22 protein-coding genes are annotated in these 21,215 nt (G+C 57.1%); 14 read left to right on the top strand and 8 right to left on the bottom strand.

The window, feature by feature from the left end; translation table 11 throughout:
* The first annotated feature begins 135 nt into the window (after positions 1-135).
* From O3C79_RS00175 to O3C79_RS00165, 3 genes are read left to right on the top strand one after another with little or no spacing between them, the layout of a single operon-like run.
* Complete coding sequence (locus O3C79_RS00175) at positions 136-921, top strand: response regulator (RefSeq protein ID WP_010321631.1); 786 nt, start codon at positions 136-138, stop codon at positions 919-921.
* Positions 921-1,607 carry a hypothetical protein gene (locus O3C79_RS00170; RefSeq protein ID WP_494384385.1) on the top strand — a complete coding sequence of 229 codons (687 nt, stop codon included), beginning with the start codon at positions 921-923 and terminating at the stop codon, positions 1,605-1,607. Before O3C79_RS00175 ends, O3C79_RS00170 begins: the two co-directional genes overlap by 1 nt.
* 17 nt (positions 1,608-1,624) lie before the next feature.
* The gene (locus O3C79_RS00165; protein ID WP_494384384.1) at positions 1,625-2,464 is read left to right on the top strand and encodes a 23S rRNA (adenine(2030)-N(6))-methyltransferase RlmJ; all 840 of its coding nucleotides are present in this window, start codon (positions 1,625-1,627) and stop codon (positions 2,462-2,464) included.
* 28 nt (positions 2,465-2,492) lie between these two features.
* On the opposite strand, the gene O3C79_RS00160 is transcribed toward O3C79_RS00165, so the two are convergent.
* Positions 2,493-2,759 carry a hypothetical protein gene (locus O3C79_RS00160; protein WP_010321628.1) on the bottom strand — a complete coding sequence of 89 codons (267 nt, stop codon included), beginning with the start codon at positions 2,757-2,759 and terminating at the stop codon, positions 2,493-2,495.
* A 414-nt stretch (positions 2,760-3,173) separates the two neighbouring features.
* Between O3C79_RS00160 and O3C79_RS00155 the strand changes: the two genes are divergently transcribed.
* Entirely contained in the window at positions 3,174-4,895 is a 1,722-nt protein-coding gene (locus tag O3C79_RS00155; RefSeq protein ID WP_494384383.1) for an acetolactate synthase 3 large subunit, read from the top strand.
* A gap of 2 nt (positions 4,896-4,897) precedes the next feature.
* The gene (gene ilvN / locus O3C79_RS00150) at positions 4,898-5,389 is read left to right on the top strand and encodes an acetolactate synthase small subunit (RefSeq protein WP_010321626.1); all 492 of its coding nucleotides are present in this window, start codon (positions 4,898-4,900) and stop codon (positions 5,387-5,389) included.
* A gap of 209 nt (positions 5,390-5,598) precedes the next feature.
* Here ilvN and O3C79_RS00145 read toward each other — a convergent pair whose 3' ends face one another.
* The 5 genes from O3C79_RS00145 to O3C79_RS00125 all read right to left on the bottom strand — a co-directional run bounded on the left by O3C79_RS00145 (position 5,599) and on the right by O3C79_RS00125 (position 11,000).
* Entirely contained in the window at positions 5,599-6,417 is an 819-nt protein-coding gene (locus O3C79_RS00145; protein ID WP_010321625.1) for an ABC transporter permease subunit, read from the bottom strand.
* Positions 6,414-7,316 carry an ABC transporter permease subunit gene (locus O3C79_RS00140; RefSeq protein WP_494384382.1) on the bottom strand — a complete coding sequence of 301 codons (903 nt, stop codon included), beginning with the start codon at positions 7,314-7,316 and terminating at the stop codon, positions 6,414-6,416. Before O3C79_RS00140 ends, O3C79_RS00145 begins: the two co-directional genes overlap by 4 nt.
* Entirely contained in the window at positions 7,313-8,452 is a 1,140-nt protein-coding gene (locus O3C79_RS00135; protein WP_010321623.1) for an ABC transporter ATP-binding protein, read from the bottom strand. The genes O3C79_RS00140 and O3C79_RS00135 overlap by 4 nt, the downstream gene beginning before the upstream one ends.
* Positions 8,453-8,543: 91 nt before the next feature.
* Entirely contained in the window at positions 8,544-9,644 is a 1,101-nt protein-coding gene (locus O3C79_RS00130) for a polyamine ABC transporter substrate-binding protein (protein ID WP_494384381.1), read from the bottom strand.
* A gap of 264 nt (positions 9,645-9,908) precedes the next feature.
* A complete protein-coding gene (locus O3C79_RS00125) occupies positions 9,909-11,000 on the bottom strand; it encodes a polyamine ABC transporter substrate-binding protein (RefSeq protein ID WP_494384380.1) in 1,092 nt (363 codons plus the stop codon).
* 245 nt (positions 11,001-11,245) lie between these two features.
* Between O3C79_RS00125 and O3C79_RS00120 the strand changes: the two genes are divergently transcribed.
* Positions 11,246-12,076, top strand: coding sequence for a dienelactone hydrolase family protein (locus O3C79_RS00120; protein ID WP_494384379.1), 831 nt, complete (start codon positions 11,246-11,248; stop codon positions 12,074-12,076).
* A 14-nt stretch (positions 12,077-12,090) separates the two neighbouring features.
* Here the strand turns inward: O3C79_RS00120 and O3C79_RS00115 are convergent, their stop codons facing one another.
* A complete protein-coding gene (locus tag O3C79_RS00115; RefSeq protein ID WP_494384378.1) occupies positions 12,091-13,911 on the bottom strand; it encodes an SLC13 family permease in 1,821 nt (606 codons plus the stop codon).
* Entirely contained in the window at positions 13,908-14,804 is an 897-nt protein-coding gene (gene ilvY, locus O3C79_RS00110) for an HTH-type transcriptional activator IlvY (RefSeq protein ID WP_494384377.1), read from the bottom strand. The genes O3C79_RS00115 and ilvY overlap by 4 nt, the downstream gene beginning before the upstream one ends.
* A 147-nt stretch (positions 14,805-14,951) precedes the next feature.
* On the opposite strand from ilvY, the gene ilvC reads away from it, so the two are divergent.
* The 8 genes from ilvC to O3C79_RS00070 all read left to right on the top strand — a co-directional run bounded on the left by ilvC (position 14,952) and on the right by O3C79_RS00070 (position 21,213).
* Entirely contained in the window at positions 14,952-15,977 is a 1,026-nt protein-coding gene (gene ilvC / locus O3C79_RS00105; protein ID WP_417534792.1) for a ketol-acid reductoisomerase, read from the top strand.
* Positions 15,978-16,407: 430 nt separating this feature from the next.
* Entirely contained in the window at positions 16,408-16,977 is a 570-nt protein-coding gene (locus O3C79_RS00100) for a protoglobin domain-containing protein (protein WP_494384376.1), read from the top strand.
* Between the two features lie 173 nt (positions 16,978-17,150).
* The gene (locus O3C79_RS00095; protein WP_494384375.1) at positions 17,151-17,723 is read left to right on the top strand and encodes a protoglobin domain-containing protein; all 573 of its coding nucleotides are present in this window, start codon (positions 17,151-17,153) and stop codon (positions 17,721-17,723) included.
* A gap of 139 nt (positions 17,724-17,862) precedes the next feature.
* Complete coding sequence (locus tag O3C79_RS00090; RefSeq protein WP_494384374.1) at positions 17,863-18,447, top strand: protoglobin domain-containing protein; 585 nt, start codon at positions 17,863-17,865, stop codon at positions 18,445-18,447.
* A gap of 65 nt (positions 18,448-18,512) precedes the next feature.
* Positions 18,513-19,289: a CDP-diacylglycerol--serine O-phosphatidyltransferase gene (pssA, locus tag O3C79_RS00085; protein ID WP_494384373.1), complete on the top strand. Its 777-nt coding sequence runs from the start codon at positions 18,513-18,515 to the stop codon at positions 19,287-19,289.
* Between the two features lie 108 nt (positions 19,290-19,397).
* Positions 19,398-20,405 carry a protein-methionine-sulfoxide reductase catalytic subunit MsrP gene (gene msrP, locus O3C79_RS00080; RefSeq protein WP_494384372.1) on the top strand — a complete coding sequence of 336 codons (1,008 nt, stop codon included), beginning with the start codon at positions 19,398-19,400 and terminating at the stop codon, positions 20,403-20,405.
* Positions 20,396-21,004: a protein-methionine-sulfoxide reductase heme-binding subunit MsrQ gene (msrQ, locus tag O3C79_RS00075; protein ID WP_494384371.1), complete on the top strand. Its 609-nt coding sequence runs from the start codon at positions 20,396-20,398 to the stop codon at positions 21,002-21,004. Before msrP ends, msrQ begins: the two co-directional genes overlap by 10 nt.
* Positions 21,005-21,009: 5 nt before the next feature.
* On the top strand, positions 21,010-21,213 hold the full coding sequence (locus O3C79_RS00070; RefSeq protein WP_010321600.1) for a DUF2970 domain-containing protein: 204 nt from the start codon (positions 21,010-21,012) through the stop codon (positions 21,211-21,213).
* Positions 21,214-21,215 lie beyond the last annotated feature (2 nt).

Here is a 21,215-nt window from a genome sequence, read left to right as displayed (position 1 = left end):
CGGAGTGGGAATCTGCACTTACAGGCCGTTTAAACGCCTGTTTTTTGCCCCGAAACAAGGGCTGGGGGTTCAGTCAGGCGCTAGTTTGTGGGACAGTGTGCTCAGTTAAAGCGTTGTTCGGACAAACAGCTATCGATGAGCAAACTTAATATTCTGGTCGTGGATGATGCCCGCTTCATTCGTGAGCGTGTGACATCCATGGTTCGGGAATCCTTTCCCGATTTTACCGTCATGGCGGTTGAAAATGGCACCCAGGCCATTCAAGCCATGCAGCAGAAACAGTTCAACCTGATTCTCTGCGACTGGGAAATGCCCGAAACCAGCGGCCTGGACGTGCTGCAGTGGTGCCGTGCCCAGGATGCCTATAAACAGACGCCCTTTCTGATGGTGACCAGCCGTGGTGAGCGCGAATATGTGCTCAAGGCGATCCAGTCGGGCGTTAACGACTATCTGGGCAAGCCGTTTACCCGTGAGCAGCTGGTGCAGAAAATGGTCAAGGCGCTGAGCAAGCGTCAGCAGCTCAGTCCCGAGCAGCAGGCCCGCGCCAAGGCGATGCTGGATGATGACAAGAAGGCCAAGCCGCAGTCGGCTCCTGCCAAATCCGTGGCCAAGCCCAAAGGGCTGGCGCAGCTGCGTAACAGCAAGCAGACCTTCCGCTGTGCCATCAAGGATCTGAACCTGCGTGAAGTCAAAGTCGTGATCAAGAATGAAGGTGCCTTCCCGCAGGTGCTGGAGCAGGTCGTGGTGGATATCGAGCAGCTGTCCGGTGATAGCGTGGCCCGTATCAACGGCTTTGTCACCTCGGTACAGGCCACCGAGCAAAAGCTGGATGCCGCCTATGTGGATGTGTTGGTCAGCTTTATGGATGAAGATCCCGATAAAATGGCTCATCTGTCCAAATACATTTCTAGTGTACGCTGATGAATATTCTTGCCCGGCTCCGTGTTCCCCTGGTTCTGGCTGTGCTGTTGGGAGGCTGTGCCGCACCTCCGCCACCACCGCCTGAGCCGAAACAGGAACTGACCGTGACGCCGCTGTCGCTGCGGCCTTTAATGCCGGTCGCCGCCACCCGGACCACGGACGCACTGGCGCAGGAGCTGGTGAATCACTACCTGCAAGGCCCGCACTATCGCATGTCGCTGCCACTGGTGTTGGCGCAGCAGTATCAACCTCTGGGTGCAGCACCGGTCAGTGACCCGCGTCGCCTGATGATGCTCTACCGACAGGGCAACAACTGGGGCAGCCTGGCGGTGACCGCCGCCCAGGGCAGCATCATGAATGCCTTCCGCGTGCAGCGCGAGGGTGAAACAGCCTACGCATTGGTGTTCAAACGTGTGCGCATCTGTCTCAATGCCGGCGCTGACCAGCCTCCGCGCTGGCAGGATGGCCGCTGGATGTTCTCGCAGACGCGGCCGGGCCGCTTCGAGTGCAGTGGCCAGACACGGGGCTCGCTGTTCCAGTTGGGCTCAGGCCTGCCGGGACTGCTGGGGCCGTATGTCGAGGCCGGTGATACCGTGTTGTATGGGCGCAACTGGAATGAGCTGCGTACCCTGGCGACACGTCTGGTACAACGCTTCCCGCATCTGGATGTGCCCCGCATCCAATAATTGAATCGGTACCCTTTATGCTCAGTTACCAGCACGGCTTCCATGCCGGCAACTTTGCAGATGTGCACAAGCATCTGCTGCTCACCCTTTTGTTGCAGTCACTTAATCGCAAGGCCAAACCCTGGAGTTATCTGGAAACCCATGGTGGCCGGGCGCGTTATGATCTGGAAGGTGAGCAGGCACTGAAAACCGGGGAGTACCGTGACGGCATCGCGCGGCTCTGGCAGCAGTCGGCGCCGGAGGCGGTACAGCCCTATCTGGAACAGGTTGCGGCGGTTAACGACCAGCAGCTGCTGGCCTACCCGGGCTCGCCTCTGATGGCGGCTCAGATGGGGCGGGACAAGGATGTGATCAGTGTGATGGAGCTGCACCCGGCCGAAGCCGATGCACTGAAAAATGTGTTCCGGGGTGACGAGCGTGTCAACGTGCATCATCGTGACGGTTATGAGGGTGTACTGTCGCTGCTGCCACCCAAGCCCAACCGTGGCGTCGTGCTGGTCGATCCGGCGTTTGAGGTGAAGCAGGAATATCGCGATCTGGTGAAGTTTATTACCAAGGCGTACAAGCGCTGGCCCAACGGCTGTTATGCCATCTGGTACCCGTTGTTGCCGGCAGGACTCTGGCAGCAGATGAAACGGGATCTGGCAGCCACGGGGATTCGCAAGATTCTCTGTTCCGAACTGGATATCCGTGCGTCAGAGGGTGAGCGGGGCATGTATGGCAGCGGAATGCTGGTGATCAATCCACCCTGGCAGCTGGATGAAACCCTGGCCGAGGTATCGCCCTGGCTGGCGCAGCAGCTGGAAGTGGAGAAGGGCAGCGGGAGCTGGCGTCTGGACTGGCTGGTACCTGAATAAGGCCCAGCCATTCCGGGAAGAGGCGTGCTTAGTAGAGCGCCTTTTCGTCACGTACCACGTCGACCAGTAGCTCCAGGAAGAGACGGTCGGCGTCGCTGTGTTCAATCGGAATCTTGACGTTGGTAGTTGAGGTCAGTTCTTCGGCGATCAGGACTTCCGCGTTCTCTTCATTGAAGTGTTTACGGGCAATCTCCAGTGCCTTTTCACTGATATCCGGCTCCACCAGAACCTTGCGAATAAAGCGCAACAGTTCGTTGATCACGCGCTCCTTGTTTTTAATCTCGGCAATACTCATGTCGTGCTCTCCGGCGCAGAATCTTTAATCGCTTCTACTATACCGCCAATACTTGGGTACGCCCAGTCTCTAACCTTGGTTGTAAATGGCCGTTTCACGCGGTGTAGGCGGTTGATCGAAGGTTGTCAAGGTGCGAGAATGGAAGGCTATTTGTTTTCTAGGCTTGCGGTGGTAGGAAATCCCGAGACCGCGGGTGGTTTTAAGCGCTACCCGGCTTAAGTCTCAGACAGGTCTGTCAGGTAAGAAGATCCTCGCCTGGCCAGCACCCGAACACGTGCCAGTAAACAGAATCCCGCGTTTTGCAGGAACCGTGGTAGCGACAACATCAGACCGCGGAAGGCCGTGTTCATCGTTGCAGAAACGCTGAAACTGTAAGTCATCGGCAGGGTGCCGATGCTGATAGAGGGTACAACAGTGGAATTACTTTCAGGCGCAGAAATGGTGGTACGCGCCCTCCGAGACGAGGGTGTTAAGTACATCTACGGCTATCCGGGCGGCTCGTTGCTACATGTATACGACGCTCTGTTCCAGCAGGAAGATGTACAGCACGTTCTGGTGCGCCATGAGCAAGCTGCAACTCACATGGCGGATGCTTATGCGCGTGCTACCGGCAAGGCCGGCGTCGCGCTGGTGACATCCGGCCCGGGTGCAACCAATGCCGTAACCGGCATCGCGACTGCATTTATGGACTCCATCCCCATGGTGGTGATTACCGGTCAGGTCATGAGTCACCTGATTGGTGAAGATGCGTTCCAGGAAACTGACATGCTGGGCATCTCTCGCCCGGTGGTGAAGCACAACTTCAGTGTGCAGCGTCCAGAGGATATCCCGTCGATCGTACGCAAGGCGTTCCATATCGCCGAGAGCGGTCGTCCGGGCCCGGTCGTGATCGACGTTCCCAAGGACATGACCACGCCGACCGAGCGTTATCCGTATGAATATCCGAAGCAGGTGAAAATGCGTTCCTACACGCCAATCACCCGCGGTCATACCGGTCAGATCAAGAAGGCCACCGACCTGCTGCTGAACGCCAAGCGTCCGGTCATCTACACTGGTGGCGGCGTCATCATGGGTGATGCCAGCACCGAGCTGACCGAGCTGTCACGTCTACTCAACTTCCCGGTCACCAATACCCTGATGGGTCTGGGTGGTTTCCCGGGTACGGATCGCCAGTTCATCGGCATGCTGGGCATGCACGGCAGCTACGAAGCCAATATGGCGATGCACCACGCGGATCTGATTCTGGCAGTGGGTGCGCGTTTTGATGACCGTGTGACCAACGCCTGCGACAAGTTCTGTCCGACGGCCAAGGTCGTGCACATCGATATCGATCCGGCATCCATCTCCAAGACCATCCAGGCGGATATCCCTATCGTGGGCCCGGCCAAGGTGGTACTGGAAGAGATGATCCAGCTGGTCAAAGGCAGCAAGAAGCAGCCGGATGCGGATGCACTTCATGCCTGGTGGCAGCAGATCGACGAATGGCGTCAGCGTCATGGCGGCCGTTTCCGCACCGATGACTCCGAGCTGATGAAACCGCAGCAGGTTATCGAGATGCTGAGCAAGGTCACCAACGGCGATGCGTTCGTGACCTCGGACGTAGGTCAGCACCAGATGTTCGCGGCGCAGTACTACAAGTTCAACAAGCCGAACCGCTGGATCAACTCCGGTGGTCTGGGCACCATGGGCTTCGGTCTGCCGGCCGCCATGGGTGTGAAGATGAACTTCCCGGATGACGACGTAGCCTGCGTGACCGGTGAAGGCAGCATCCAGATGAACATTCAGGAGCTCTCCACCTGTAATCAGTACGATTTGCCGGTGAAGATTCTCTGTCTCAACAACCAGTCGCTGGGCATGGTACGTCAGTGGCAGGACATGAACTACGAGTCCCGTCACTCCCAGTCCTACATGCAGTCCCTGCCGGACTTCGTCAAGCTGGTTGAGTCCTACGGCCATGTGGGTATGAAGGTCGACAAGTATTCCGACCTGGAAGGCGCCATGCGTGAAGCCTTCGCACTCAAGGATCGCCTGGTGTTCATGGATATCGCGGTCGACCCGTTCGAGCACGTATATCCGATGCAGGTACCCCGTGGGTCCATGCGTGACATGTGGCTGAGCAAGACAGAGAGGACCTGAGCATGCGCCATATCATATCCGTCCTGATGGAGAACGAACCGGGTGCGTTGTCACGCGTGGTAGGTCTGTTTTCCCAGCGTAACTACAACATCGAGTCACTCACCGTGGCACCGACCGAAGACGCGACCCTGTCCCGTCTGACCGTCACCACCATCGGTAATGACCGTGTCGTTGAGCAGATCACCAAGCAGCTGAATAAGCTGATTGACGTGGTTAAAGTGGTCGACCTTTCTGAAGGCGAGCACATCGAGCGTGAAGTGATGATGATCAAGCTGAAGGCCAGTGGCCAGATGCGTGCGGAGATCAAGCGTACCTGCGACATCTTCCGTGGTCAGATCATCGACGTGACCCCGACGACTTACACCGTGCAGCTGGTAGGCGCATCCGACAAGCTGGATGCCTTCATCAGTGCGCTGGGCAGCGCTTCCATTCTGGAAGTGGTGCGCTCCGGTGTTTGTGGTATCGCACGTGGCGAGAAGGTGCTGAGCCTCTAAAAGCTATCTGCTTTGCCGATGCTGCGTTAAAAGCAGGCTCAAAATGCTCATTTAGTTTACTAAACTGCGCTTTTTCGCCTGCTTTTGCCCGGGCGGCGTTCCGCTTGCCTCGGCTGCCTCGATGACGCTTTAGTAGCCCTTTACTTTCCCACAAAAAAAACCGCTGTCCGTGCAAACGGCCAGCGGTTTTTTGTTGCCTGTTGTTCGGGTCAGTTGCTGTCCATGCTGTTGCGCTTTTCCTGACGCCAGAGGATAAAGCCGGCAATCAACACGGCGACACTGACCAGCCCCACGATAATGGTGGCCAGCGCATTGATCTCGGGGCTGACGCCAAGACGCACACTGGAGTACACCACCATCGGCAGGGTTGTCGCACCGGGGCCGGAGACGAAGCTGGCGACGACCAGGTCATCCAGCGACAGGGTAAACGCCAGCAGCCAGCCGGCCACCAGTGCCGGTGCAATGATCGGCAGGGTGATGGTGAAGAACACCTTCAGCGGGCGAGCGCCCAGATCCAATGCCGCTTCTTCCAGCGACAGGTCCATGTGCGCCAGCCGGCTCTGCACCACTACCGCCACATAGGCCATGGCGAAGGTGGTATGGGCGATGACGATGGTGTTCATGCCACGTCCCGCAGGCCAGCCAATGACGGTTTCCATGGCGACAAACAACAGCAGCAGTGACAGACCGATAATCACTTCCGGCATCACCAGTGGCGCGGTGACCATCACTTCCAGCGAACCACGGCCGCGAAAGCGACGGAACCTTACCAGCGCCAATGCCGCCAGTGTACCCAGCACGACTGACAGGCTGGCGGTGAGTGCGGCGATCTGCACACTGAGCCAGGCGGCACCGAGCAGCTGGTCGTTTTGCAGCAACTCGCCATACCACTTGGTACTGAAACCACTCCAGACCGTCACCAGCCGGCTCTCGTTGAACGAGTAGACGATCAGGCTGGCAATCGGAATATAAAGAAAGGCATAACCGAACAGCAGGATGCTGATCAACAGAGGCATGCGTCGCTTCATGTGCTGGCCTCCTCGGCACGGCGCTCAAAGTGGCGCAGCAGCACAAAGGGCAGTATCAGTACGACCAGCAGCAATGCGGCCAGTGAAGAGGCCAGTGGCCAGTCCTTGTTGCTGAAGAACTCGGTCCACATCAGTTTGCCCAGCATCAGCGTATTCGGTCCTCCCAGCAGGTCCGGAATAACGAACTCGCCCATTACCGGGATAAATACCAGCATGGAGCCGGCCAATACGCCCGGCATCGACAGCGGCAGGGTAATCAGCAGGAACTGCTTCCACGGGCGGCAGCCAAGGTCGGCAGCAGCTTCCAGCAGGGTCAGGTCGAGTCGGATAAGGGTGGCATACAGTGGCAACACCACAAACGGCAGATAGTTGTAGACCACGCCGATATAGACCGCGATCGGGGTATGCATGATCTCCAGTGGGCTGTCGATCAGCCCCATGCCCATCAGCAGATTGTTGAGCAGGCCGTTGGTCTTGAGAATGCCGATCCAGGCGTAGATGCGGATAAGGAACGAGGTCCAGAACGGCAGGATAATCAGCATCAGCAGGGGCAGACGCCAATGTACCGGTGAACGGGCAATGGCATAGGCCATGGGGTATCCGATCAGCAGGCAGAACAGTGTGGAAATGCCGGCCACCTTGAGTGAGCCCCAAAGGGCACTCAGGTAAAGCGAATCCTCCAGCAGCAGCTGGTAGTTGCTGAAGTTGATCACCAGCGTGACAAAGCCGTCCTCGATCTCACGAATCAGGTCCATGTAGGGCGGCTGTGCCAGTGTCGGTTCGGACAGGCTGATCTTGAGCACGAATAGAAACGGCAGCAGGAAGAACAGGGCCAGCCAGAACCAGGGAACGGCTATGATCAGGTTACGTGCCGGCGGCAGTCCGGGTTTCAGCTTCATTCGGTCAGTACCCCGCAGCTGTTGGCAGACCAGCCCAGTGTTACCTCTTCATCCCAGGTCAGCGGCTGCTCGGCCAGTGCCTGTACGTTGGGCTGGGTAAACTGCACCCATTTTCCGCCCGGCAGCTGAACATGGTAGATGGAGACATCGCCCAGGTAGGCAATCTCCTTGATCTGGCCGCGCAGCTGGTTGGGGGCCTCTTCATCAAAGTCTTTCAGTACCCGGACTTTCTCCGGGCGCAACGCCAGGGTCACGGCCATGCCGGGGACCAGGGGCTGACTGTGGCGTACCTGCAGCAGGCTGTCCGCCTCGTCGCACTGGACAAGTACCTGGTCGTCATCCTGCTGCACCACATAGCCGTCAAACAGGTTGACCGAGCCGATGAAGCTGGCGGCATAGCGCGTGGAGGGGAATTCATACAGGCGGCGCGGCGGGTCGACCTGTTCGATACGGCCTTCGTGCATCAGCGCAATGCGTGATGACATGGTCATCGCTTCTTCCTGGTCGTGGGTCACCACCACGAAGGTGATGCCCAGGCGCTCCTGAATATTGACCAGCTCAAACTGGGTCTGCTCGCGCAGCTTTTTATCCAGAGCGCCCAGAGGCTCATCCAGCAACAGGATTTTCGGGTGCTTGGCCAGTGAACGTGCCAGTGCCACACGCTGGCGCTGGCCGCCGGACAGCTGATGCGGTTTGCGTTTGGCCAGTTGTTCGATCTGGACCAGTGACAGCAGTTCGGCAACCCGGTCCTGACGTTCGGACTTGGCCATGCCTTCCTGCTTGAGACCGAAGGCGATGTTGTCGGCCACATTCATATGCGGAAACAGGGCGTATGACTGGAACATCATGTTGACCGGTCGCTCATAGGGCGGGATGTTGGTTACATCCTGGCCATCAATGAAGATCTGGCCACTGGTCGGGGTTTCAAAGCCGGCCAGCATGCGCAGCAGGGTGGTTTTACCACAGCCCGAAGAGCCCAGGAGCGAAAAGAACTCTCCCTGGTGGATATGCAGGCTGATATCGTCGACAGCATAAAAGGCGCCAAACCGTTTGGTGACGTTCTCAATGCGGACAATGGGCTCCTCTTCAGGGGCCTGCCAGGGTTCTTCGGGCTTGAACTGACGTACGCGATTCATCGTAGCGTGTTTCTCCCATCACAGGCCGCCGCTGCGACCTGCCAAAAAATATGCCCCTGAAGTCAGGGGCAAGGTGTTTCGGTTTAAAGGCTTATTGGCCGGTTTTGACTCGGGTCCAGCTTCGGTTCATGTCGCGAAGCTGGCGCTCAGCGGGTGTCTTGATCATGATGAGCTTTTCCCGTGTTTGTGCCGGCGGGTAGATCCCCGGATCCATACGAATCTCTGCGTCGACCAGGTCGGTCGCCGCTGCGTTGGCGTTAGCATAAGCGACATAGTTGGTAATTGGCGCGATGACTTCAGGCTGCATCAGGTAGTTGATGAAGCGATGGGCCGCGTCCGGGTTGGGGGCATCCTTGGGAATCACCATCACATCGGTCCAGACAACCGCGCCCTCGGACGGGACTGCATAGGCCACTTCGACACCATTGCCGGCTTCAGCGGCACGGTCACGTGCCTGCAGCACGTCGCCGGAGTAGCCGTGCGCAACGCAGAGATCGCCGTTGGCCAGGTCATTGATGTACTGCGAGCTGTGGAAGTAGCGAATGTATGGACGCACAGCCTGCACCGTATTGGCAGCCACTTCGATAGCTGCCTTGCTGAAGTCAGCAGTGTCCTGCCCCCGGTAGGCGCTGGCCGCGATGAATACTTCGGTGGCGTCGTCCATCAGGCTGACACCACAGCCTTCCAGCTTGGCGACAATCTCGGGATCAAACACCAGGCGCCAGGTATCCAGCGGCATTTCATCACCGAGGATTTCGCGCACCTTTTTCACGTTGTAGCCAATACCGGTGGTGCCCCACATATAAGGCACCAGGTGCTGGTTGCCGGCATCGATATCGGCCAGTGATTGCAGAATCACCGGGTCGATATTGTCCAGATTGCTCAGCTTGTCCTTGTTCAGTGGCTGGTACAGACCGGCCGTGATATGGCGGTCGGCAAAGGGGCGAGCCGTGGGAAAGGCCAAATCATAACCACTGCGGCCCGCCAGCAGCTTGGCTTCCAGCACTTCGTTGGAGTCATAGACATCGTAGATGACCTTGATGCCGGTCTCCTGCTCGAACTGTGCGACGGTGTCTTCGGCAATGTAATCCGACCAGTTATACACATGCAGCTCTTCAGCGTTGCTGAGTGTGGCAGTCGTCAGCAGCAGGGAAGGGAATAAGTATTTGAATCCGCTAGAAACTTTTTTCATCGCCAAGGATCTCCGGCAACGCTGTGGATGGTTGGGGACGGGACGGCCCCAAGAGATGCGGCTGCGAATGCAGCAGGTGCAGTACAAAGCGAGAATATGGAGCAAAAAACCGTCAAAAAAAAGCATTTTTTGCACCGCCAAATAAACTTTTTCACGCGGCTTTGCGGTGGGCTTTCAGGCGCGGAATGCACGCTTGCCAGTGCCCTGAATCGCGATCCATACACTGCCCCCGATAGCAGGGGCAGTGTGGGCACACCGGAGCTGTTACTGACCGGTTTTAACACGGGTCCAGCTGCGGTTCAGGGCGCGAATTTCACGCTCTGAAGGCGTTGGGGTTTCCTGCAACTTGGCCTGGGTGTTGGCCGGCGGGTAGATACCCGGGTCGTTGCGGATCTCTTCATCCACCAGTTCGGTGGCGGCACGGTTGGCGTTGGCGTAGGCCACGTAGTCGGTAATCGGTGCAATCACGTCCGGCTTCAGCAGGTAGTTGATGAAGGTGTGCGCCGGGCCCGGGTTAGGGGCATCAGCGGGGATCGCCATCACATCTGTCCAAACCAGCGCGCCTTCAGACGGAACGGCATAGGCAATTTCGACACCATTGCCGGCTTCGGCAGCACGGTCACGGGCCTGGAGTACATCACCGGAGTAGCCGTGGGCAACACAGATATCGCCGTTGGCCAGGTCATTGATGTACTGCGAGCTGTGGAAATAGCGGATGTGGGGGCGCACGGCGGCGACGGTTTCGCTGGCACCGGCAATGCCTGCCTTGCTGAAGTCATCAGCGTCAGCACCACGGTAGATGTTGGCCGCAACCAGCACTTCGGTGGGGTCATCCATCAGGGTTACACCACAGCTGGCCAGTTTGGCGACGATTTCCGGGTCGAACAGCAGGCGCCAGGTATCCTTGGGCATGTCGTCACCCAGCACTTCCCGTACTTTCTCGACGTTGTAGCCGATGCCGCTGGAACCCCACATGTAAGGCACCAGGTGTGCATTATCCGCATCGATGCTGGCCAGGGATTTCATGATCACCGGGTCCAGGTTATCCAGGCCTTCCAGCTGGCTCTTGTCCAGTGGCTGGTACAGGTCAGCCTTGATGTGACGCTCGGCAAAGGGGCGGGCGGTGGGGAAAATGAGATCATAACCACTGCGGCCGGCCAGCAGTTTGGCTTCCATTACTTCGTTGGCATCGTAGACGTCGTAGACCACATCGATACCGGTTGCCTTCTCGAAGTTCTCAATGGTGTCTTCGGCGATATAGTCGGACCAGTTATAGATGTGCAGCTCTTGTGCGGCACTGGCGGTGGCGCCGGTCAGGAGCAGAGAGGGCAGCAGGGTTTGGAACAGTTTTTTCATCGCCACAGGTCTCCGGCAATGCAGGGTGAGTGGTGGGAGCAGGGTTCTCTCTCCCGAGCGAAAAGCAGCCGCGAACACGGCAGACGGTTAAACCGCGAAATATGAAACAAAAAGGGCTCAAAAAAAAGCCTTTTGGCACAGTATAGAAGAACTTTTTTGCACTGCGGCGGAAAGCTCCATTCCCCGGCTAACGGCGTACCCTTTGGTCTATAGTGTTGTGAACCCAGTCAGTGAGGATGTGCGACATGTGTGACCTGAAAAGCTGTAACACGTCTACGGATACACGCCCTTTGCCCAAGGCCAGCTCAGAGCAGCGGCGCCAGTTCCTCAAGGGCATGCTCAGTTTGCCGCTGGCAGTCGTGCTGGCCGACCCGCTGCTGGCACAAGCGGCCGGTGATAGAACCCAGGCGGTACAGCGCACACTCAGCGGTGGTGCTCAAGTCGGTGCGCACCTGGCGATGCCCAAGGGCGAGGGCCCTTTCCCGGCGGTGGTTTTGATTCATGAGTGGTGGGGATTGAATGACCAGATCAAGGCTGTGGCCGCCGACCTGGCTGAACAGGGCTTCATCGCGCTGGCCGTCGACCTCTACGGCGGTGGCGTGGGCACCACCCGTGACGAAGCCATGGCGCTGAAAGACGGGGTGAATGAAGGGGTGGCAACCGAAACGCTGGTGGGCTGGATTGGTTGGCTGCGAAATCATGAACGCTGCACCGGCAAGGTCGGCACCCTGGGCTGGTGCTTTGGCGGTGGCTGGTCGCTGGATGCGTCTCTGGCGGTCCCGGTGGATGCCACCATCATTTATTACGGCAATGTGCGTCGTACGCCAGAACAGCTGGCTGCGCTGAAGAGTCCGGTACTGGGCCACTTTGGTACTTTGGACAAGAGCATCGATGAGGCAATGGTGGGCAGTTTCGAGCGTGCCATGGCGGCCGCAGGCAAAATCGACCTCAAGGTTCACTGGTATGTGGCCGATCATGCCTTCGCCAACCCGACCGGGGCGCGCTATGACGAAGAGAACGCGGCCCTGGCGTGGTCGCGCTCCCTGTCATTCCTGTATCAGCACTTGAGTGGCTGATCCCGGTAACCGGTTTAGAAGGGAAACAGCAGTGGCGTCAGTACCAGTGTCAGTGCCAGTGCCAACAGCTGCAGGGGGATACCTACGCGGGCAAAATCGGCGAATCGGTAGTTGCCCGCTGTGAGCACCAGTGTATTCACCGGTGAGGCGATGGGCGTGGCAAAGGCGGTTGAGGCCGCTATGGCCACCGATATCATCACCGGCTCGGGGTTTACGCCTAGAAGCTGGGCGGTGCTCAGCGCCACCGGTGCTACCAGTACGGTCGTGGCGGTATTGGAGATGAACTGGCTGAGCACCGAGGTCACCAGGAACAGGCTGGCGCAGAGCATCAGCGGACTGCTGTCCCCGATCAGGTTGACCAGGTGTTGCACCAGGTAATCCAGCGCGCCGCTGCGTTCCATCGCCAGGGCCATGGGGAGCATGCCGGCAATGAGAATCAGGCTGGTAGCGTTGAGTGAACGATAGGCTTCGGTCAGATTGACGCAGCCGCTCAGAATCATCGCCAAAGCCGCCAGCAAAATGGCGCTGAGGTTGTCCAGCCAGCCGGTGGTCATGCAGACCAGCATGGCACCCAGAATGCCCAGTGCGACGGGTGCACGGCTGCCGTGGGTGGGGACTTCCTCCAGTTCCGGCGGCGTATTCAGTACTACCAGGTCGCGGCTGCGGTTCAGGTTGCGAATCTGCTCCCAGCTGCCTGCCAGCAGTAGCGTGTCGCCCGCTTCCAGTTCAGTGCTGGCAAAGTGCAGGTCGATCAGCTCCTGATTGCGGCGGATGCCGATCACGCTCAAACCCAGGCGCTCGCGCAAGCGAACCTGTTTTACCGTTTTGCCACAGAACTTGGATTCCGGCGGCACCAATACTTCGGCCAGACCGGCATTTTTTTCCAGTCGTGCAATTTCGCTGGCGGGGCAATCCAGACAGGTCAGAGACTGTTCCGCGCAGAGGCGTTCAATCTGGGCGTCATCCGCGTATACCAGCATCTGGTCACGGTAACGCATGCGAGTGTTGGCCAGGACCGGAATCAGGCTGGGCAGCCAGCCGCCGCTGCGCGCTATGGCAATCACGGTAACTTCATATTCGGATCTCAGCGCCGCTTCCGCAGGTGTCTTCTGTGCCAAGGGGCTGCCGGGGCGCACTTCCAGTTTATGCAGCTGGCGCGACAGGTCGTAGCGGGTATAAAGGGTGCGCAGCCCCGGACTTTCCTGTTTACTGGCAGTGGCCTGATGCTGCGGCAATAAGCGTCGGGCAACCAGTATCAGATAGGCCATTCCCACCACCAGAATGGCGAACCCGATCGGGGTAAAGTCAAAGAAGCCAAAGGGCTCCAGTCCGGAACTGCGCATCTGGCCACTGACAATCAGGTTGGGCGGGGTACCGATCAGGGTCAGCATGCCGCCGATCAGGGCGGCGAAGGCCAGTGGCATCAGTAACCGAGAGGGCGCAAATCCTGAGCGCCGTGACAGGCTCATCACTACAGGCAACAGCAGGGCGACCGCACCGGTTGAACTCATAAAGGCTGACAGCAGCGCCACCACCGGCAGCAGGAACAGCAGCAGCCGGGTTTCACTGTCACCGCCGACTTTCAGTAGCCAGCTGCCGGTGGCGCTGGCAATGCCGGTTCGCAGCAGGCCTTCGCCGACCACGAACAGCGCCGCAATCATGACGACCACGGGCTCACCGAAGCCGGATACGGCCTCTGCCGGCGTGATGATACCGCTGAGTGCCAGGCTGACGACGACCAGCAGCGCGACCAGATCCATACGGATGCGATCACTCAGGAATAGCACAATGGTGATGCCGAGCAGAACGAAAACAGTCAACATGTCCGTTGTCATGAGGGCTCCTCTCCGAGGGCAACAGGGCTTGAAGCGTCCGGGTCCAACAGTGACCAGAAGGCGTTAATAATAGGGGAGCGCAGCTTGCGCTCCTGGGCAAACAAACCGATTTCGTAAGGTTCCAGTGCCGGTTCCGTGGGCAAGACTTCAACACGATCCGACAGGGGGCTGTTATCCAGCACGATCTGGGGTACCACACCGATGCCAAAGCCCAGACTGACCATGCTGACGATAGCTTCATTACCTGTTACCTGGGCATAGATATCCGGCTGAATCTGCTGGTTGGCAAACCACTGGTTGATCCGCTCGCGGGAAACCCCGCTCTCGGGCAGGATCATCGGCCGTCGGCGCCAGTCTGCTTCGCTGAATTCCATGTGTACAGGCGCTATAAACAGCAGAGGCGTGCGGTCCATCGGCCGAAACGCGATACCGGACGGCAGTTGGCCGGGGCGTGCCGCGATGGAGATCTCTTCACGGCCGCTTTGTACTCGCGCTACCGCATGTTCAGGATCGCCGGTATGCAGCTTGATTTCCACGCGCGGGTAGAGTTTGCGGAAGCGGCTCAGCAGTGAGTACAAAAAGCTGTAACTGGCCGTAACCGAGCAATAGACGCTGATCTCGCCGTGCAGCTCATCGGCACTTTCCAGCAGTGAATTACGTACCTGTTCCCATTGCTGTAATGCGTCACGGGCATACTGGGCAAAACGGGTACCCTCGGCGGTCAGCTGTACACTGCGGTTGTCACGCAGGAACAGGGCGACACCCAGGTCGTCTTCCAGCTGCTTGATGGCGCGACTCAGTGTCGACGGGCTGACATGGCAGGCCTCACTGCTGCGACCGAAGTGCAGGGTCTCGGTCAGGTTGAGAAAGAGGCGAAGGGCGCGGGTATCCATGTATTTCACTTTGTGCAATGTTGTATTGCAAATATATCATTTTACGCAACAAGATTGATCCCTTAATCTAGCCACCATTGCTATAGTCACTGCGGCCAAGGGCTGCTGAGACAAACAGCACCCGAATCATTCAATTCAAGTCAAAGGATCAGAACCATGCAGGTTTATTACGATAAAGACTGTGATCTTTCCATCATCCAGGGCAAGAAAGTTTCCATCATCGGTTACGGTTCTCAGGGCCACGCGCATGCGTGCAACCTGAAAGATTCCGGTGTAGACGTAACTGTTGGTCTGCGTGCCGGTTCTTCTTCCCGTGCCAAAGCTGAAGCGCACGGTCTGAAAGTGGCTGACGTAGCTGACGCTGTTGCATCTGCTGACCTGGTTATGATCCTGACTCCGGACGAATTCCAGGGCCAGCTGTACAAGTCCGAAATCGAGCCGAACATCAAGCAGGGCGCTACCCTGGCGTTTGCTCACGGTTTCTCCATCCACTACAACCAGGTTGAGCCGCGCGCTGATCTGGACGTAATCATGGTTGCACCGAAAGCACCGGGCCACACTGTACGTTCCGAGTTCGTAAAAGGCGGCGGTATCCCTGACCTGATCGCGATCTTCCGTGACGTTTCCGGCAACGCTAAAGAAGTTGCTCTGTCCTACGCCATGGGCGTTGGTGGTGGCCGTTCAGGTATCATTGAAACGACTTTCAAGGACGAGACTGAAACCGACCTGTTCGGTGAGCAGGCTGTTCTGTGTGGTGGTGCTGTTGAGCTGGTTAAAATGGGCTTCGAAACCCTGACCGAAGCGGGCTACGCGCCGGAAATGGCTTACTTCGAGTGTCTGCACGAGCTGAAGCTGATCGTCGACCTGATGTACGAAGGCGGCATCGCGAACATGAACTACTCCATCTCCAACAACGCTGAGTACGGCGAGTACGTAACCGGCCCTGAGGTGATCAACGAGCAGTCTCGTGAAGCCATGCGTAACGCTCTGAAGCGCATCCAGGACGGTGAATACGCCAAGATGTTCATCGCTGAAGGCCAGACCAACTACCCGTCCATGACTGCACGTCGTCGTAACAACGCTGCTCACCCGATCGAACAGACCGGTGAGAAACTGCGTGCGATGATGCCGTGGATCGCAGCTAACAAGCTGGTCGACAAGGAAAAGAACTGATCCGGTTGATCTAACCTGATTCAGTCAGCCCCGCCGGTGCAAGCCTGCGGGGCTTTTTTATGCCCGTTTTGTGTGCGGTCTGCATCAAAAGAGAGCATTTCATTCTGTTTGAAGTGTCGCAGATCTGACATTTTCCCGTAATATTTCAATTCCATACTCCGCGCAGGGTTATGGCATGTTGTCTGCATGGTTTTACCTGAGGCTCAAAGGGGGTACTTACTTTGGGTAGGCCAGGGGCTGCCAAAGTTGAACACCCACAAGAGCTATTTATTGATCCAGGTCGTGGATCTGAATTTGTCGGGTTGCATTCGGTTTTGAACGCGCTAACTATCAGATGACTAATAAAAATAACATCTGACAGTGCGTATCGGCTTTAAAGCAAAGCTGACCGGATGCAGTTGCGTACTGTCTCAAGTCAAGGATGCATACAATGAGTGAAATTGACTTTTCTGCTCTGAGTGAACAGGCGAAAGCCTATGCCGGCTTTGAAGCCGAAGACGAAGCGCTGCTGGTTGCCGAAGCTGCGCGACTGGAACCCCACCTGGAGCGCATAACCGATGCGTTCTACACCGAGTTACAAACGATTCCTGAAGCGGCTCCCTTTCTCGAAGGGCGTATCGATGCGCTGAAAACCACCCATACTGCCTGGCTGCGTAAAATCTTTCACGGCCCTTACGATGCGGACTTTGCGGCCTATATGCATCAGGTTGGCGTTGTGCACGTGCAGGTGAAGCTGCCGGAAAAATTCATGACCAGCGGTATCGGCCTGATCAACAAGCATCTGATTCCCTTGCTGCCGGAAATTTACCCCGGTGATGCTTTGCGCATCGGTGCCTTGCTGAAAGCCTTGAACGCGGCGACCAGCTATTGTTTGTTGATTATGCTGGAATCCTACCGTGGCCATGAGCTGGAACGCTTCATGGAAGTCACCGGTATCAGCAGGGTGCTGTACAACAATTTATCAGCTGCCTATCGCAGTGCACGGGGGCAGGCAGCTTAATAATTAAAAGTGAACTGAAGTACGCGTACCTACAGTAAAAGTCGGTTTACATGGCGTGGAAGATGACTGGGCCTTGTGCAAACCTGCCATTGATCAAGGCAGGGACGAGTGCGATGGTCTAGTATCAGCAACATACCCGCCAGGCGGAAAGAACAACAATTGGGAAACGCAGGATGCGAACAATCGACTTTACTGAACTGAACCAGCAGGCAAAGCTGTTTGCCGGTTTTGAACAGGATGATGAAACACTTCTTAATGCGGTGTGTGCCGAGCTGGTGCCACACCTGGATCAGGTCACCGAGGCGTTTTACGCCGAGTTGATGCAGATCGAAGAGGCCAAGCCCTTTCTCGATGGGCGCCTGGATGCGCTCAAGGCGACCCATCGGAAATGGCTGGAAAAAATATTCACCGGCCCCTACAACGAGGACTTCGCAGCCTATATGCACCAGGTTGGCGTGGTGCATGTGCAGGTTCGATTGCCGGAAAAATTCATGGCCAGTGGCATCGGCCTGATCGGTAAGCACCTGATGCCGGTACTGGCACAGTCCTATCAGGATGATACCGTCAAACTCTCTCAAGTCATGCGAGCAGTAAATGGTGTCACAACTTACTGTCTGATTATCATGCAAACCTCCTACCGTGAACATGAACTGGAACGTTTCATGGAAGTCACCGGTATCAGTGAAGCACTTTATGCCAACCTGGCGGCTGCCTATCGCGAGAAAAACGGTGTGTCGGCAGAGTAAAACAGATTGGCCGCTTTAAGGGCGGCCAACAGGTAGAATTATTAGAAATCCTTGATGTTTCTAAAACCCATGCGAAAATGGCGGCTTTTGCAGGCCTTTATCATGGCTGCATGACACTTTTATGATCAAGGATGCCCCCATGAGCCAGGTAGATTTCGTCGCCCTTTGTCAGCGCAGTAAAGTCTGTTCCGGTTTTGATGCTGAAGATGAACAGTTGCTGTTGAGTGATGGCCATAAGCTTTTGCCTCATCTGCCCAAGGTGACCGAACAGTTCTACGCTGAGCTGCAGCAGATCCCCGCTGCTGCGCCTTTTCTCGAAGGCCGTGTTGATGCGCTGAAAGCGACCCACCTTGCCTGGCTGGAGAGCGTCTTCAGTGGCCCTTATGACGAGCATTTCGCTGCCCGCATGCACCGTGTCGGTGAGGTGCACGTACAGGTAAAATTGCCTGTGGAGTTCATGTCCAGCGGTACCTTGCTGATCAAAAAGCACCTGGTGCCTATCCTCACCCATGTTTACTCCGACGATGCCGTCAAGCTGGGCCAGATGATGAAAGCCGTAAATGCCGTTACCGGCTTTTGCCTGATCGTGATGCAGGAGTCCTACCAGAGTTCACTGCTGGCGCAGGAACTGGATAAATTCATGGCCATTACCGGTATCAGCCGTGCCCTGTTCAATAACCTGGCATCTGCCTATGGTGATACCAAGGACGACGCAGCGGCCTGATGTTTGGGCTAGGCTGCTTTGGTCGAGTAGAATGCACCATCAGTGTTTAGACAGAGGGGTATGACATGACTGACCAACCGCAGGAGCCTGAAGCCGTTTCATCCGAATCGAGCGACGCAGGTGCGACCGGGGGACGCCGGCGACGCGGGGTCTACTTGTTGCCCAACCTGTTCACCACCGGCGCACTTTTCTCCGGCTTTTATGCTGTCGTGGCTGGCATGAATGGCCAGTTCGAGGCCGCCGCCATCGCCATCTTTGTGGCCATGCTGCTGGATGGTCTGGATGGCCGTGTTGCCCGTATGACCAATACACAGAGTGAATTTGGTGCTGAGTACGACTCTCTGGCCGACATGGTGTCCTTTGGTGTCGCGCCGGCGCTGTTGGCATACAGCTGGGCGTTGGGTGACTTGGGCAAACTGGGGTTTTTTGCAGCCTTTGTCTATGCTGCAGGTGGGGCTCTCAGGTTGGCCCGCTTCAATACCCAGATAGGCTCGGTGGACAAGCGTTACTTTATTGGCCTACCCAGTCCTGCTGCTGCAGCCACTGTTGCAGGACTCGTATGGGTGTGCGATGAATTCCAGTTGTCAGTGGCAGGCCTGGAAGTCCTGATTGCCGGTTTTGTGGCTGTCTGCGGGGTTCTGATGGTCAGCAATACACTGTACTACAGCTTCAAGGATGTGGATTTTCGCGGCAAGGTGCCGTTCTGGATTCTGGCGCTGATTGTGCTGGCAGTGGGTGTAATCTCCATCAGTACGTCGGTTTCACTCTGGCTTTTGTTCCTGTTGTATACGGCCTCGGGGCCACTGCTGTGGAGCTGGCGCAAAATGCGTCATCGCGGTTGATTCGAAAGCAGGCTCAGGCCTGCTTTTTTGTGTCTGCTCCTTGCTGTGGGGAACCTGAGGCTCAGCGGGAATCTAAACTTTCACAGAGTCAGCAAGCAGGGGGCAGTCATGTTGATAGGTAAACCCAGGGATGTTCGCGCATCCGAAATTACTCCGGAGTCGATTTACCGGCAGCGTCGCCAGTTCATCAAGGGGCTGGCGGCAGGCAGTGCGATGCTTATGAGTGGACAGGCGTCGGCCCTGGCCCGTTATGCATTGGATGATGAGCAGCAGCGCTACCCGGGACCGGACTGGTTACAACAGAAGCTCCGGGCTGCAGGCAAGTCCGGCGAGTTTTCCACAGCCGAAAAGCTCACCCCCTACGAGCATGTCACGGGCTATAACAACTTTTACGAATTCGGCCTCGGCAAAGAGGATCCCAAGGCCCGTGCTCAGGGTTTGAAAACAGACCCCTGGAGTGTGGAAATCAGCGGCGAAGTACATAAGCCGGGCACCTATCAGCTGGAAGATATTCTCAAAGGTGTCGACCTGGAAGAGCGAATATATCGCCTGCGCTGCGTGGAAGCCTGGTCGATGGTTATCCCCTGGGTAGGGTTTCCGCTGGCAGATCTTTTGAAGCGCTTCGATCCCAAGGGAAATGCGCGCTATGTGGCGTTCACCACCCTGGAAGACCCTCAGCAGATGCCGGGTCAACGTTCCCGTTTCGGCACCATCGACTGGCCCTATGTCGAGGGGCTGCGCGTGGATGAAGCCATGCACCCGCTGACGTTGCTCGCGGTCGGCATCTACGGTGACGCTCTGCCTCCTCAGAACGGTGCACCCCTGCGTTTGGTAGTGCCCTGGAAATATGGCTTCAAGAGCATCAAGTCGATTGTGCGTATTCACCTCAGTGAAGAGATGCCACCGACCAGCTGGAATCGCACAGCACCTCAGGAATACGGTTTTTATGCCAATGTGAACCCGGCGGTGGATCACCCGCGCTGGAGCCAGTCGACCGAACGCCGCCTGCCGTCGTCCCTGTTCAGTCCCAATATCATCGATACGCAACCGTTTAACGGTTACGCCGATCAGGTGGCTCACTTGTACAAGGGCATGGATCTGCGCAAATGGTATTAAGTATCGCGGCGCTCCATCGTCATCCGGTTGGGCGCTGGTGTTTCTGGTCTTTGTTGTTTTTTGGCAGCCTGATACCGCTGGGCTGGGTCAGCTGGCAGGCGGTTCAGCAGCAGTTGGGGCCAGACCCTGCTCAGGTGGTAGTTACCTTTTTGGGTATATGGGCGCTCAGGTATCTGTGGATAACCTTGGCAGTGACACCGGCCAGGCGCTTGTTGGGTGTTAACTGGTTGCAGCGATATCGGCGCATGCTGGGGCTTTATGCCCTGTTTTATGCCAGCCTGCATCTGCTGGCGGTCGCTAGCTTCATCCTGGGGTGGCGGCCTGACTTGTTACTTCGGGAGTTGACCGAACGGCCCTATATCATCGTTGGCTTTATCGCCTGGCTTCTGCTGCTGCCGCTGGGGGTAACCTCAACGCAGGGCTGGCAGAAACGGCTGGGCAAACGCTGGAAAAAGCTGCATTGGCTGGTATATCCGATCGCCCTGCTGGTGCTTTTGCATTTCGCCTGGCTGATTCGTGCCGGTTATCTGGAAGTACTGATTTATGCCTTGATACTGGCGTTCCTGCTGGGGTATCGCCTATACCTCAAGATGAGGTGAGTATCATGTCCGATAAACCCACGTTCTGGCAGACACTGATGAGTGTGCTTGCCAGTTTTCTTGGCGTTCAATCCGAACGCAACCGGCAGCGCGATTTTCGCACTGGCCGGCCTCTGCATTACATCCTCACGGGGCTGCTGATGGCGGCCCTGTTCGTCATTGTGGTGATTCTGCTGGTGCGCTGGGCGTTAAGTCTGGCAGGTGCCTGACA

The organism is Marinobacterium sp. NO-S09 (genome assembly GCF_059179545.1).
The sequence above is the reverse complement of the archived record's forward strand: the minus strand, read 5'-3'. Positions and strand labels throughout refer to the sequence as shown.

Excerpts from the sequence above, each read along its gene's own strand:
- O3C79_RS00175 (WP_010321631.1), top strand. The coding sequence starts at position 136 with ATGAGCAAACTTAATATTCTGGTCGTGGATGATGCCCGCTTCATTCGT.
- O3C79_RS00170 (WP_494384385.1), top strand. The coding sequence starts at position 921 with ATGAATATTCTTGCCCGGCTCCGTGTTCCCCTGGTTCTGGCTGTGCTG.
- O3C79_RS00165 (WP_494384384.1), top strand. The coding sequence starts at position 1,625 with ATGCTCAGTTACCAGCACGGCTTCCATGCCGGCAACTTTGCAGATGTG.
- O3C79_RS00160 (WP_010321628.1), bottom strand. The coding sequence starts at position 2,759 with ATGAGTATTGCCGAGATTAAAAACAAGGAGCGCGTGATCAACGAACTG.
- ilvN (WP_010321626.1), top strand. The coding sequence starts at position 4,898 with ATGCGCCATATCATATCCGTCCTGATGGAGAACGAACCGGGTGCGTTG.
- O3C79_RS00145 (WP_010321625.1), bottom strand. The coding sequence starts at position 6,417 with ATGAAGCGACGCATGCCTCTGTTGATCAGCATCCTGCTGTTCGGTTAT.
- O3C79_RS00140 (WP_494384382.1), bottom strand. The coding sequence starts at position 7,316 with ATGAAGCTGAAACCCGGACTGCCGCCGGCACGTAACCTGATCATAGCC.
- O3C79_RS00135 (WP_010321623.1), bottom strand. The coding sequence starts at position 8,452 with ATGAATCGCGTACGTCAGTTCAAGCCCGAAGAACCCTGGCAGGCCCCT.
- O3C79_RS00130 (WP_494384381.1), bottom strand. The coding sequence starts at position 9,644 with ATGAAAAAAGTTTCTAGCGGATTCAAATACTTATTCCCTTCCCTGCTG.
- O3C79_RS00125 (WP_494384380.1), bottom strand. The coding sequence starts at position 11,000 with ATGAAAAAACTGTTCCAAACCCTGCTGCCCTCTCTGCTCCTGACCGGC.
- O3C79_RS00120 (WP_494384379.1), top strand. The coding sequence starts at position 11,246 with ATGTGTGACCTGAAAAGCTGTAACACGTCTACGGATACACGCCCTTTG.
- O3C79_RS00115 (WP_494384378.1), bottom strand. The coding sequence starts at position 13,911 with ATGACAACGGACATGTTGACTGTTTTCGTTCTGCTCGGCATCACCATT.
- ilvY (WP_494384377.1), bottom strand. The coding sequence starts at position 14,804 with ATGGATACCCGCGCCCTTCGCCTCTTTCTCAACCTGACCGAGACCCTG.
- O3C79_RS00100 (WP_494384376.1), top strand. The coding sequence starts at position 16,408 with ATGAGTGAAATTGACTTTTCTGCTCTGAGTGAACAGGCGAAAGCCTAT.
- O3C79_RS00095 (WP_494384375.1), top strand. The coding sequence starts at position 17,151 with ATGCGAACAATCGACTTTACTGAACTGAACCAGCAGGCAAAGCTGTTT.
- O3C79_RS00090 (WP_494384374.1), top strand. The coding sequence starts at position 17,863 with ATGAGCCAGGTAGATTTCGTCGCCCTTTGTCAGCGCAGTAAAGTCTGT.
- pssA (WP_494384373.1), top strand. The coding sequence starts at position 18,513 with ATGACTGACCAACCGCAGGAGCCTGAAGCCGTTTCATCCGAATCGAGC.
- msrP (WP_494384372.1), top strand. The coding sequence starts at position 19,398 with ATGTTGATAGGTAAACCCAGGGATGTTCGCGCATCCGAAATTACTCCG.
- msrQ (WP_494384371.1), top strand. The coding sequence starts at position 20,396 with ATGGTATTAAGTATCGCGGCGCTCCATCGTCATCCGGTTGGGCGCTGG.
- O3C79_RS00070 (WP_010321600.1), top strand. The coding sequence starts at position 21,010 with ATGTCCGATAAACCCACGTTCTGGCAGACACTGATGAGTGTGCTTGCC.